The organism is Brevibacterium daeguense (assembly GCF_021729135.1).
In the GTDB taxonomy this organism is placed as follows: Bacteria; Actinomycetota; Actinomycetes; order Actinomycetales; family Brevibacteriaceae; genus Brevibacterium; species Brevibacterium daeguense.
In genome coordinates this window covers 1-12732 of record NZ_JAJTWW010000024.1, presented here as the reverse complement: position 1 = coordinate 12732, position 12732 = coordinate 1, and the positions used below count along the sequence as shown (strand labels likewise).

Below are 12732 nucleotides of genomic sequence, written 5' to 3'. Positions count from 1 at the left end.
CGATGCGCAGCTCGGCGTCAGTACGTCAGCCGGACCAGAGTCTCGCGCAGGTAGCGGTCGACCAGCAGGTAGGCGTCCCGCGTCAGCGCGTGCCACAGCCGCAGGGCGGCCTGCGGATCGGCCTCCTCGAGCTCCGCGATCGCCTCCGGGGTCAGGACCATGAGCTCGACCTCGCCCTCGGCCTTGTCGGTGGTCTCCTGCCGCTCCTCGGTGCCCAGGGCGAGCTCGCCGAACGTCATGCCGGCGCTCAGCGTGTTGAGCCGGGCCCGCTGCCCGAACGGGTCGGTGGCGAAGTTGCTGACCTGACCGCAGACGATGAAATGGATTCCGCCGAACCGCTGCCCCACCCTGCGGATGACCTCACCGTCGGAGTACGTGCGGCGCTCCATCAGCCCCACCAGCCTGGTCCGCTCCTCCGGCTCCAGCGATGCCAGCACCGGGCTGTCGACGACCTCCACCCGGTCCGGCTCCCGGGCGGAGCCGCCGTACCTGGCCAGCAGGCGGTTCTCGCAGTGCTCCACCGCCTCTCCCCGGCTGTGGAACGAGGGGACGTCCGCCTCGGGCTCGAACGCCGAGGCGGCAGCCGACCCGATCCGCTCGACCAGGACCAGCTGCCGGTCGGCTTCCCGGAGGCGCCGCTCGACGCCTCCCAGCATCTGCAGCGCGACAGCGCCCACCTCGTCGACGCGGCGCAGGTCGAGGACGACGAGCTCAACGTGCTCGTCGAGTTCGCTGACAGCGCGGACCAGCGACTCGGTGCCGGCGAACAGCAGGTCGCCGTTGACCTCGATGATCCGGCAGCGGTCATCGAACCGCTCGAGGACCTCGGCCTCGGGCTCGGTGCGACGGATCCGGGACGGCAGCTCGGAGATGGCGAAGGTCGCCCTGACCGCGGAACGACCGGTCCGCGCCGAGCGCACGAAGTGCATCTCCATGTCCCGCGACAGCCGCCGACACGTCTCCACGCCTCGGATGCTGTTGCCGTGATCGTCCAGCGGCGGGGAGAACACCGCCAGACCCGCCTGGCCGGGAAGCACGGCCAGGGTGCCGCCGCCCACTCCGGACTTCGCCGGCATCCCGACGCTGCTGACCCAGGAGCCGGCATCGTCGTACATTCCCGAGGTCATCATGACGGACAGCACCCGCTCCACGTTCTCCAGGTCGAGGACCTGGTCCCCCGTGCGCGGATTCATCCCACCGTTGGCCATCGTCGCCGCCATCAGCGCGAGGTCGCGGCAGGTCACCTGCACCGCGCACTGCCGGAGGTAGAGCTCCAGCGCCCGCGTGGGACCTTCCTCGATGATTCCGAACGAGCTCAGCAGGTAGGCGAGCGCGTGATTGCGGTCGCTGTGGCGCATCTCGACGTCGAACACCGCCTTGCTGCTGGTCAGCTCGCGGCCGGCGAAGTCCGAGTAGCGGTCGACGATGCGCTTGATGGCGGACTTTCCGCCGGAGCCCTTGATCATCGACACCACGGCGAGCGCGCCGGCGTTGATCATCGCGTTGGCCGGCCTGCCGGATCCCGGCGCCAGCGAGATCTCGTTGAACGGGTCGCCCGAGGGTTCGACATCGACCTTCGCGTCCACCACCTCAAGTCCGTGCTCCTCCAGCGCCAGCCCGTAGGTGAAGGGCTTGGAGATCGACTGGATGGAGAACTCCTGGTCCGCGGCTCCGACGGAGTACACGTACCCGTCCACGGTGGCAAGACAGATGCCGAAGGCACCCGGGTCCGGCTCGCGGTCCCCCGGGTGCACAGGATAAGGCGCGCCGTCGCGCAGCTTCAGCACCTCTGCGTGCAGATGTTCGAGGTACTCCTGGATCGGCGATTGCATGTTGACAGCCTATGCACCAGGACCGCTCGGAGCACGCCCGGCAACGGCCGCTTCAGGCCTGGGAACCTATGCCCGGCGCGCCACCGCACCTCAGTCCGAGGAATCGTCCGAGTCCCCGAAGGAGCCGGCGAGCTTGCGCCGTTCGTAGACTCGCCTGCTGTACGTCGCCTCGCGGATCATCTCCTCACTGTTGAAGTTCGACCCCAGGGCTCCGGCCAGGGTGCCGAGCGAGGCGGACAGCCACGACAGGTGCAGGTAGTCGACGGCGTTGACCGCATGACCCAGCTGCTCCTCGAGATATCCCTTCTCGACGATCGTCAGAGCGAGCACGAACAGCACCGCGAAGATGACCAGATAGATCTGCACCACGCCGAGGCTGATCGTGATGACCGTCGCGGCGTTGTCGAGGCGCGGCTGCCATGCCGCAGCCGGGTTGCGGCCCCGAGCCCACAGGTCGTTGCGGCCGATCAGCCAGATGCCCAGCACGGCGGTGACGGCAACGCTGATGAGGAGCAGGCGCAGGGGGTGAAGCGCATCAGCGAGGTTCCAGATCGAACCGTAGAAGACGCCGAACGCCCCGGTCGCCAGGGCGAGCGCGATCGAGTTCGTCAGGGCCGGCACGAGGCGGCCGGGCTGATTGCTGCGGATCATCCCGGACAGCAGTTCGAGGCGGTTCCGCGCACCCGGCAGGAAGATGCTGACGACGTCATCATTCTCCGGTTCCGCGTGTCGGTACACGGGCCGGCTGGCCATGATCTGCTGCATGAGCTCCTCGGAGGGGTAGTCGTAGGTGTTCTGCTGCGCCGAGCTGGTCAGCGCGCTCACCAGTCTCCGCGCTCGCTTCGTCACCCTGAAGGCCCCGAGGCTGGGCACTGACACCATCGCGGCTCGTGCCTCGGCGCTGACATCGCACAGCATGATCTCGTGATTGTGGATGCGCGGCAGGTCGGTGAGATACACCAGGTAGTCCCAGCCGTGAGAGTCCCGGAGCCGCCCCGCCTGCTGGAACAGCGGGATGTCGCCCACCGCATTCAACGGCAGTCGCTGCCGGCTGACGTCCACCGTCCACCTGAAGCCGAATTCCTCGGTCAGCTCTTCGGCTACCGTTTCGGCGATGCCCTCCGCCACTTGGGCCGGCAGGCCCGGATCCGCCATCAGCCCCAAAGTTGCGGTCGACTCTTCCATGCGCCCATCGTCCTATGAAGGACCTCGAATGTGTCAAGTCGGCTTGCCGATTGCCGCGCCGCCGCGAGCGGGCGCGGGCGGTGCGGCGAGAGGATGACAGGGTGATCGGTGTGGCTGCCGGAGCTGAGCGGTCAGATCTTCGCAGCTGTCCGATCTTCGGCAGCTCAGGCGCGCATCATTCCCGGCGGGCTGAGCGCAGCGACGATCTTGGCTGCCGCCTCACCGAGCGCTTCAGCCTGCTGCGGAGTGAGAGTGTCGAACACGTAGCGCCGGACTGTCTCGACATGTCCCGGAGCGGCATCGACGATCTTCTCCCACCCCGCCGCGGTGAGCGAGCCCAGGGTGTAGCGACCATCGGCCGGGTCAGGTGATCGCGTCACCCAACCGGCCTTCTCCAGTCGGGTGATCACCCGAGACAGGTGCGACAGCGTCATATTGGACACGGCCGCCAGTTCACTCAGTCTGATGGTGCGGTCAGGGGCCATCGACATCTGGGACAGAGCGTTGTACTCGGCATGGCTCAGACCGACTTCGGCCCGCAGCTGGGCGTCCAGTCGCGACGGGAGCCACACCATCAGCGACCACACGTCGAGCCAGGTCTGGGTCTCCCGCTCATTCAGCCAGCGGACGTCTTCGTCAGTGCTCTCAGTCATGAGTCGATTCTATCGAGACGACTTGACACGGCAAGCAACGCGCATGGCACCGCCCGCCGGACCGGCGCCGCCCACTCTCACCGACTCACTGCGAGCGCCTCACCGGGCGCCAGCCGCCGATACGACGCCTCGCCGATGAGATTCGGGACCAGCCTGTCGACGATCGCCTTCCCCTCATCCGACAGGATCGCGTCATGGATGGGGACCACGACCCGTGGCGAGACGGCCGCCGCGAAATCGACCGCCTCGGCGATCTTCATCCACGGCGCACTCACCGGAAGGGCCAGCACGTCGACTGCGACACCTGCCGGTAGCTCCGGGAAGGAGTCGCCCGGATGCAGCACCGACTCCTCGATCAGATAGGCAAGATTGGCCACGCGCGGCAGATTCGGGTGGATAACGGCATGCTCACCGCCGAGCACGCGGACCCGGAACCCGGCCGCCTCGAAATCCTCCCCCGGGGACGCCACGTGCACCCTCTCCGCCGAGGCGCCCGCGTCTTCCAGCGCCTCGACGACTCCTCGCGGCGCCCACAGGTGGAACCCCGAAGTATCCGCCAGCGCGCGGGCCATCTTCTCGGGCTGCACGTGGTCGGCATGCTCATGGGTGACCAGGACAGCACTCACGCCTGCGAGGATCTGCGGATCAGTGAAGCCGCCGGGATCAACAGCCAAGCTTCCGCCCTCGCGCTCGAGGCGGACCCCGGCGTGCCCCCAGACTGTGAATTCGAGCGATTCCATCGGGACTCCTTCCACTCCTCATCGAGCATTCTCAGCTTCCTCACTCACAACCTATGGCGCCTCCGCACAGTTGGCCAGAGCCGATGGCGCCTCGACGCGGCCGGCCAGAGCCAGATGGCACCTCGACGCGGCCAGAGCGCCGAGGAGGCGCCATGAGAAGCTGTCGGGCCTGCGCACCGTACCGGGTTCTCGCCACAGTCACTTGACACAACAAGTCAATTGCTCCTAGATTAGTTTCCGTGTCAAGCGACAGGTTCGGCCTGTTCCAGAGCCGCACCCTCGCACTCATCCACACCAAGGAGCCACCATCACACTCATCCCGCGCACTGATCTCGACGTCTACCCGCTGAACCTCGGCGGCAACACCTTCGGCTGGACTTCCGACCGCGACACCTCGTTCGCCGTTCTTGATGCCTTCGTCAAGGCAGGCGGCAACTTCATCGACACCGCCGACCTCTACTCCGCATGGGGCGAGGGTCTCTCCGGCGGTGAATCGGAGACGGTGATCGGCGGTTGGCTGGCTGCGCGCGACAACCGCGAGCAGGTCATCATCGCAACCAAGGTCGGCGGCCTGGAGTCCCGCCCCGGCCTGTCTGCCGAGAACGCGGACGCCGCGCTCGATGAATCCCTCCAGCGTCTGCAGACCGAGTACGTCGACATCTACTACGCGCACTATGACGACGAGTCCATGTCGATCGAGGACCAGGTCCGCACCGCCCATGAGCTCGTGCAGTCGGGTCGCGTCCGGCATATCGGCCTGTCCAACTACACCCCCGAGCGGATGCGCGAATGGTTCGAGGTCGCGTCCCGCGAGGGCCTGACACTGCCTGTCGCGATCCAGCCGCAGTACAACCTCGTCAATCGCAAGGACTACGAGCAGGGGTACGCACCGATCGCGCGCGAGTACGAGGTCGCAGTATTTCCGTACTTCGCCCTCGCCTCGGGCTTCCTCACAGGCAAGTACCGGAAGGCCGAGGACCTCAAGGGGCAGACCCGCGAGGACTTCGCGTCCGGCTTCGCGACCGATGAGGGCTTCGCGGTGGTCGACGCGCTGGTCGAGGTCGCCGAGGCGCGCTCGGTCGAACCGGCCAGCGTCGCCCTGGCATGGTTGCTGGCCAAGGGCGTCACCGCGCCGATCGCCTCGGCTCGCACCCCCGAGCAGCTGCCCGCCCTGCTTGCGGCGACCGGGATCACGCTCAGTGCCGACGATCTGGAGAAGCTCGACGCTGCTTCCCTGCCCTTCGCCTGAGCCGAGCGCTTGAGGCCGAGGTCTGAAGGCTGAGAGCCGAGAGCCGAGGGCTGAGGGCCGCAGGCTGACGGCCGAGGGCCGAGGGCTGAGGGCCGAGGGCTGAGGGCCGAGGGCTGAGGGCCGAGGGCTGAGGGCCGAGGGCTGAGGGCCGAGGGCTGAGGGCCGAGGGCTGAGGGCCGAGGGCTGAGGGCCGAGGGCTGAGGGCCGAGGGCTGAGGGCCGAGGGCTGAGGGCCGAGGGCTGAGGGCCGAGGGCTGAGGGCCGAGGGCTGAGGGCCGAGGGCTGAGGGCCGAGGGCTGAGGGCCGAGGGCTGAGGGCCGAGGGCTGAGGGCCGAGGGCTGAGGGCCGAGGGCTGAGGGCCGAGGGCTGAGGGCCGAGGGCTGAGGGCCGAGGGCTGAGGGCCGAGGGCTGAGGGCCGAGGGCTGAGGGCCGAGGGCTGAGGGCCGAGGGCTGAGGGCCGAGGGCTGAGGGCCGAGGGCTGAGGGCCGAGGGCTGAGGGCCGAGGGCTGAGGGCCGAGGGCTGAGGGCCGAGGGCTGAGGGCCGAGGGCTGAGGGCCGAGGGCTGAGGGCCGAGGGCTGAGGGCCGAGGGCTGAGGGCCGAGGGCTGAGGGCCGAGGGCTGAGGGCCGAGGGCTGAGGGCCGAGGGCTGAGGGCCGAGGGCTGAGGGCCGAGGGCTGAGGGCCGAGGGCTGAGGGCCGAGGGCTGAGGGCCGAGGGCTGAGGGCCGAGGGCTGAGGGCCGAGGGCTGAGGGCCGAGGGCTGAGGGCCGAGGGCTGAGGGCCGAGGGCTGAGGGCCGAGGGCTGAGGGCCGAGGGCTGAGGGCCGAGGGCTGAGGGCCGAGGGCTGAGGGCCGAGGGCTGAGGGCCGAGGGCTGAGGGCCGAGGGCTGAGGGCCGAGGGCTGAGGGCCGAGGGCGGACAGCGGCGGCGTTCCCAGTGATGGGGAACGCCGCCGCTGTCCGCCCGAGTTCGCAGGAATGGATAAGCAGGGCGCCGTTCGCAGCTTCTACGCTTGATCGCGAGGACCTCGCACCAGCGCTCTGCTCGTCGTGGCCCGCTCGTCGGGGTCCGCTCGTCGGGGTCCGCTCGTCGGCGCCCTGCTCGTCGGCAGCGCCGGCCTCGACAGACAGTCTGCACAACTGCCCAGATCAAAGGAGATCTCGACATGGGAAAAGTCGTCTACGGCTTCACGTCATCCCTCGATGGATTCATCGCCGGACCCGGACATGACATGCGCTGGCTGGAGGAAACCGCCCCACCGCTGGCCGATGGCACCATGGAGCGCGTCACTTCGAAAGTCGGCGCCATGCTTTCGGGCCGTCGCGGTTATGATGCCGCCCAGGCGCAGGCCGATGAGCGAGGAGAGCTCACTGCAGAGGCCTACGGCGGCGCGTGGGACGGACCGCAATTCGTGCTCACGCACCGCCCGGAGGAACTCGCCGGCGATCCGCACATCAGCGCGCTCGGCGGGCCCGTCGAGGACGCCATCCGCACCGCTTGCGAGGCGGCCGGGGACAAGGATCTGATGATCGTCAGCGCCGACATCGCGCGTCAGGCGCTGCAGCTCGGGCTGATCGACGAGCTCCAGATCTACGAAGCGCCAGTCTTCTTGGGCGACGGCACCCGGATCTTCGGTGTGCCCGGCGGCTGCCGGATCGACTGGGAGCTGGTCTCCGTCGACGAGGAGAATCTCAGCAGCGCCGCGCGCGTCTACCGACCCAAGCACCGGCCCACGGCTCAGGCTTGATCGCGCAAGAATTCGGTGGCTGACGCGAAAGTGCGGAAGTGACGTCATATGCGATGTCACTTCCGCACTTTCGCGCTACCGGGCAAAGAACCGCGCTCCGCCTCAGCGCCTCAGCACCTGCCCGCGCAGCGTGTCAGTCCTCCCGGCTGCTGACCGTCATGCACCTGCCCCGGCCATCGCCTCGGCCTGCCGTCCGGCGCTCACGTGCAGCTGCCCGGCATCGTCGACCGTGACTCTGATGGTGCCCCCGGAGACGACCGCCTCGGCGACCAGCAGGTCTGCCACCCGGTCGTCGAGCTCGCGCTGGATCACGCGGCGCAGCGGGCGGGCGCCGTACTCCGGCTCGTATCCGGCATCGGCGATCCAGTCGACGGCCGCCTCGTCCACCTCAAGGGTGATCTCCTGCGCGGCCAGCCGCTGCTCGGACCGGCGCAGCTGCAGCCGGACGATCTCGCGCAGCTGCTCGCGGTCGAGCCGCTTGAACATCACGATCTCGTCGATCCGGTTGAGGAACTCGGGCCGCATCACCTCGCGCAGCCGGCCCATCACCTTGGCGCGCAGCTCGCGCTCGGAGTCCTCGGTGTCGCCCGTGCTGAAGCCCAGCGGGGCGCCCTTGCCGGACATGAATTCCGAGCCGAGGTTGCTCGTCATGATGAAGACGGTGTTGCGGAAGTCGACCGTGCGGCCCTGTCCGTCCGTCAGCCGACCGTCGTCGAGCACCTGCAGCAGCATGTTGAACGCGTCGGGGTGCGCCTTCTCGACCTCGTCGAGCAGCACCACCGAGTACGGCCTGCGCCGCACCTGCTCGGTCAGCTGCCCGGCTTCGTCGTAGCCGACGTATCCCGGAGGAGCGCCGACCAGCCGCGAGACGGTGTGGCGTTCGCCGAACTCGCTCATGTCGAAGCGGACCATCGCCGACTCGTCGTCGAACAGGGTCTCCGCCAGCGCCTTGGCCAGCTCCGTCTTGCCCACGCCCGTCGGGCCGAGGAACAGGAAGCTGCCGACGGGTCGCGAGGCGTCGCCCATGCCGGTGCGGCTGCGGCGGATCGCCTTGGCGATCGCGGTCACCGCGTCGTCCTGGCCGATGACGCGCTGGTGGAGCTCGTCCTCCAGCCGCGCCAGCCGCGACTTCTCCGCCTCCGTCAGCCGAGCCGCCGGAATGCCGGTGGCCCGCGCGACCACCTCGGCGATCTCGTCCTCGCCGACAGTACCCACCGCGCCCACCGCCGAGGCGCCAGTCACCGGGGCACCGATCGTGCTGGTTCCCGAGGTGCCGATTCCCGAGGTGCCGGCCCCGCCGGTCGCCGCGGTGCCGGTGCCGGCGAGCTCGCGCGGGCCGCGGGCCTGCTGGGACGTGGCTGCCTCCAGCTGCTCGCTGATCGCGGTCATCTCGTCACGGATCTCGCCGGCGCGCTCGTAGTTCTCGGCGCTGATCGCGCTGTTCTTCTCCGCCTCGAGCTCGCCGAGCCGGGAACGCAGGGCGTCGACGTCGACCTTCGGTCCGCGCTTGAGCGACAGTCGGGCGCCGGCCTGGTCGATCAGGTCGATCGCCTTGTCGGGCAGGAAGCGGTCGGTGATGTAGCGATCCGACAGTTCGACCGCGGCGCGGATGGCTTCCGGCGTGTAGCTGACTCCGTGGTGCTCGGCGTAGCGGTCCTGCAGGCCCGTGAGGATCTGCACGGCGTCCTCCACGCTGGGCTCGCCGACGGTCACCGGCTGGAAGCGGCGCTCGAGGGCTGCATCCTTCTCGATCGTCCGGTATTCCTTGAGCGTGGTGGCGCCCACCAGGTGCAGGTCACCCCGAGCGAGCCGCGGCTTGAGGATGTTGCCGGCATCCATCGCTCCGGACTCTCCGGAGCTGCCGGCGCCGACCACCGTGTGGAGCTCGTCGATGAAGACGATCGTGTTGCCCTTGTCCGCCGCGATCTCGTCCAGCGCGGTCGTCAGGCGCTCTTCGAAGTCACCCCGATAGCGGGTGCCTGCGAGCATGCCGGGCAGGTCGAGCGCGATGACGCGCTTGCCCTTGAGCTGCGCGGGCACTTCCTCGGCGACGATGGCCTGTGCAAGGCCTTCCGCGATGGCGGTCTTGCCGACGCCCGCTTCACCGATGAGCACCGGATTGTTCTTGGTGCGGCGAGCCAGGATCTCGATCGTCTGCTCGATCTCATCGGCACGGCCGATGACGGGATCGAGGCGACCCTCGACCGCCTCGGCGGTGAGATCGAGGCCGAACTGCTCGAGCATCGAGCCGTTCTGGCCCTGGGGGGCGCCCTGCTGACCTGGCGCACCGCTCTGGGCGGCCTGCGCCTCGGCCTGGGCACCGGCCTGCAGAGAGGCCTGGGTGACTCCGGCGCGAGCCAGGATCTGTCCGGTGGGCGAATCCTGGTTCAGCACGAATGCGAAGAACAGGTGTTCCGGGTCGATGTAGGTGGAGCCGAAGGCGCGCGCGACCTGGTATCCGTCGAGCAGCACCTTCTGCGCCGATCCGGTCAGCGACGGAGCGCTGTCCGGCTTCTGAGCGGCAGGCTCGGGCAGTCGGTCGTCGACTGCGCGGCCGATGGCCTCCGGGTCGGCACCTGCGTGGCGCACCGCAGTGGCGGCTGGATCCTCGAGGATCATGACCCGGAGGATGTGAAGGGCATCCACCTCTGCGTGGCCGTGCTCCGCAGCATATTCGGCTGCGCGGTTGATGACTTCGTGAGTCCGCTTGCTCATCAGCTGCGTGATGTCCACGGGGCGCCCCTGACGGCCTCCTCGCTGGCTCTGGAGGAAGCGCGCGAGGAATTCGTCGAAGGAGTCGCCACCATGGGATCCGGCAGGGCCGAAGAATGCGGGCATCTGTGTCCTCCTTGCAAAGTTGAGTGTGTCTGACTCAAGTAACGCCGAGGGTATGCGGGGTATTCCCGGCAGTCCAGAATTGTAGTGTTCCGGTTCGCCGCCTCAGGTCGGGGTCCTGCCAAGCGGAGGAGCAGGGCCGAGCCGCGAGGCCGCAGTGAGCACGACGACGGAGGAGGCCACGATGGACTGGACCAGTTGGCTGTCGATACTCGACGCCCACGACTACACCATCGCGCGCGAGGTCGTCGTGCGCGGAGTGGCGGCCGTCTACTTCGTCGCGTTCCTCTCGACGTTCAACCAGTTCCCCGCACTGCTGGGAGAGCAGGGACTGACTCCTGCGCCGGACTACATCCGGCGCACTATGCCCCCGGAGCCGCCGGCCCGGCGCGGCTCCGGCCGCAGTGGATTGCGGCGCGGCGGCGGGGGCTTCGCGGGCGGCAGAGTCGGCAACGGCGACTCCCGTAGGACCGGACGGCGCGCTTCACACCCCTCGCCGAGCCTCTTCCGCTGGCACCGGACCCCGTACAGCGACCGGCTGCTGCGAGCGATCTGCGTGACGGGAATGGTGCTCGCCGCCTCGGCGGTCATCGGACTGCCGCAGCTGGGACCGGCCTGGGCTCCGATTCCGATCTTCCTCGCGATGTGGGGCCTGTACCTGTCGATCGTGAGCATCGGCCAGCGGTTCTACGGGTTCGGCTGGGAGTCGATGCTGCTGGAAGCCGGCTTCATCGTCGGGTTCCTGGGATCGCACGAGGTCGCCCCACCGCTGCTCATCGTGCTGTTCCTGAGGTGGCTGATGTTCCGGCTGGAATTCGGCGCGGGAATGATCAAGATGCGAGGCGATGCCTCATGGCGGAACCTCACCGCGATGAACTACCACCACCAGACCCAGCCGATGCCCAATCCGATCAGTCGCTGGGCGCATCAGAAGCCCGAATGGTGGCACAAGTCCGAGACCCTGGGCAGTCACGTCATCCAGCTCGTGATGCCATGGCTGCTGTTCTTCCCTCAGCCCATTGCCTCGATCGCCGCGTGCCTGATCATCGTCAGCCAGCTGGCACTCGTCATCACCGGCAACTATGCCTGGCTGAACTGGCTGACGATCATCCTCGCCTTCTCCGGCATCAGCGACTCCTTCCTGCGCTGGGTCTTCGGCGGGGCCTGGCCGGGCTGGGAATGGGAGCGAGTCGTCGCCACCGTCCAGGCCGCCGAGGCGGGAGTGGTCGAGGCGGGAGTGGTCGAGACATCGCCCATCTGGTGGCACTCCCTCATCGCCGTGGTCTTCGTGTTCCTGCTGTTTCTGAGCTGGCAGCCGCTGCGCAATCTGTTCTCACCGCATCAGCTGATGAACGCGAGCTTCAACCGATGGCATCTGGTCAACGCCTACGGCGCGTTCGGATCGATGACGGAGGAGCGCCGAGAGGTCATCATCGAAGGAACGCTGAGCGAAAGGCCGGAGGAGAAGGACTGGCACGCCTACGAGTTCAAAGGGAAGCCGGGCGATGTCTCACGGATGCCGAGGCAGTTCGCGCCCTATCACCTGCGGCTTGATTGGATGATGTGGTTCCTGGCGCTCGGCTCGTGGCACGAGCAGTGGTTCGCGCGCCTGCTCGAGAAGCTGCTGGCGGCCGATCCCGCAATCCTGCGTCTGCTGCGAGTCGATCCGTTCGATGGTGAGCCGCCCGCCCTCATCCGGGCGCGCGTCTTCGACTATCGCTACGCAACCCGGGCTGAGACGCAGGAGACCGGGCAGTGGTGGGTGCGGGAGGAATTGGGGACGCTCGTCGCGCCGCGGGGACGGCATTAACGGGACTTGGTGGGCGGCGCCAGTCCAATCAGGCGCGGCGACCATGGCGGTCCGGCGACCGTGGCGTCACGGCAACCATGGCGGCACGTCGAACCGGCGCATCGCTCGCGCCTCGCTTCAATGAGCTGTGGTTGGCGTCGTCTGCGATCCATCAAACTTTTTCCACCTTTATCAGCAATTCTGTTCTATTCGCGTTCTATTATTGATAGGCTTGGGGTACGAGCATCGGAGGTTCCCCCATGACCTTGATCGATCCCGATAACGTCAAACAGGTTCTGGCCGCGCTGGTTGCCAAGGCCGAACCTCCCAGCAGACCGATCCCCGACGATGTCCCCACCCCTGCCGAGGCGCCCGCCGAGTCCGGAGGCAGCGCCGCTCCCGAGGCGCCGACCCAGCCTGCCGCGATCACCGAACCGGCGACCTCAGCCGGCTCCAGCAGCACTCCCCCACCTTCCACAGCATCAGCCGCACCTGAGAATGACGCCGCTCCCGAGGCGCCCGCTGCTGTCCGGTCGGGACTGCTCGATGAGACCACGCAAGCCCATCTGGAATCGGCCGCACCCGGCCTGCTGAGTGTCCTCGATGCGCTGTCCGAGCACACCGGAATGGTGGCAGCGACCGCCGGCACCACCTCCGACCAGGAGGCCGTCGCGTTGCTGCGAGCAGCCGAAACGCTCCGCCGAAC

General features: G+C 68.3%; 8 protein-coding genes and 1 pseudogene. 4 read left to right on the top strand and 5 right to left on the bottom strand.

What is annotated here, in order from left to right; genetic code table 11:
* Nucleotides 1-17 precede the first annotated feature (17 nt).
* From glsA to LXN01_RS15055, 4 genes are all read right to left on the bottom strand, one after another.
* A complete protein-coding gene (glsA, locus tag LXN01_RS15070; protein WP_236866501.1) occupies nt 18-1832 on the bottom strand; it encodes a glutaminase A in 1815 nt (604 codons plus the stop codon).
* 90 nt (nt 1833-1922) lie between these two features.
* Nucleotides 1923-3017 carry a hypothetical protein gene (locus tag LXN01_RS15065; protein WP_236866499.1) on the bottom strand — a complete coding sequence of 365 codons (1095 nt, stop codon included), beginning with the start codon at nt 3015-3017 and terminating at the stop codon, nt 1923-1925.
* A gap of 164 nt (nt 3018-3181) precedes the next feature.
* Nucleotides 3182-3670 (bottom strand): MarR family winged helix-turn-helix transcriptional regulator, encoded by a 489-nt coding sequence (locus LXN01_RS15060; protein WP_236866497.1) that lies wholly within the window; start codon nt 3668-3670, stop codon nt 3182-3184.
* Nucleotides 3671-3747: 77 nt separating this feature from the next.
* Nucleotides 3748-4410 (bottom strand): MBL fold metallo-hydrolase, encoded by a 663-nt coding sequence (locus tag LXN01_RS15055; RefSeq protein ID WP_236866495.1) that lies wholly within the window; start codon nt 4408-4410, stop codon nt 3748-3750.
* Between the two features lie 229 nt (nt 4411-4639).
* Here LXN01_RS15055 and LXN01_RS15050 point away from each other — a divergent pair, with 229 nt between their 5' ends.
* Both LXN01_RS15050 and LXN01_RS15045 read left to right on the top strand, forming a co-directional pair.
* The gene (locus LXN01_RS15050; RefSeq protein ID WP_425547676.1) at nt 4640-5659 is read left to right on the top strand and encodes an aldo/keto reductase; all 1020 of its coding nucleotides are present in this window, start codon (nt 4640-4642) and stop codon (nt 5657-5659) included.
* A gap of 1161 nt (nt 5660-6820) precedes the next feature.
* Nucleotides 6821-7402, top strand: a complete 582-nt coding sequence (locus LXN01_RS15045; RefSeq protein WP_236866494.1) for a dihydrofolate reductase family protein — start codon at nt 6821-6823, stop codon at nt 7400-7402.
* A gap of 156 nt (nt 7403-7558) precedes the next feature.
* Here the strand turns inward: LXN01_RS15045 and LXN01_RS15040 are convergent, their stop codons facing one another.
* Nucleotides 7559-10240 (bottom strand): ATP-dependent Clp protease ATP-binding subunit, encoded by a 2682-nt coding sequence (locus LXN01_RS15040; protein WP_236866492.1) that lies wholly within the window; start codon nt 10238-10240, stop codon nt 7559-7561.
* A 181-nt stretch (nt 10241-10421) separates the two neighbouring features.
* Between LXN01_RS15040 and LXN01_RS15035 the strand changes: the two genes are divergently transcribed.
* Both LXN01_RS15035 and LXN01_RS15030 read left to right on the top strand, forming a co-directional pair.
* Entirely contained in the window at nt 10422-12047 is a 1626-nt protein-coding gene (locus LXN01_RS15035; RefSeq protein ID WP_236866490.1) for a lipase maturation factor family protein, read from the top strand.
* A 239-nt stretch (nt 12048-12286) separates the two neighbouring features.
* Nucleotides 12287-12732 (top strand): annotated as a pseudogene (locus LXN01_RS15030) (hypothetical protein); the annotation flags it as partial.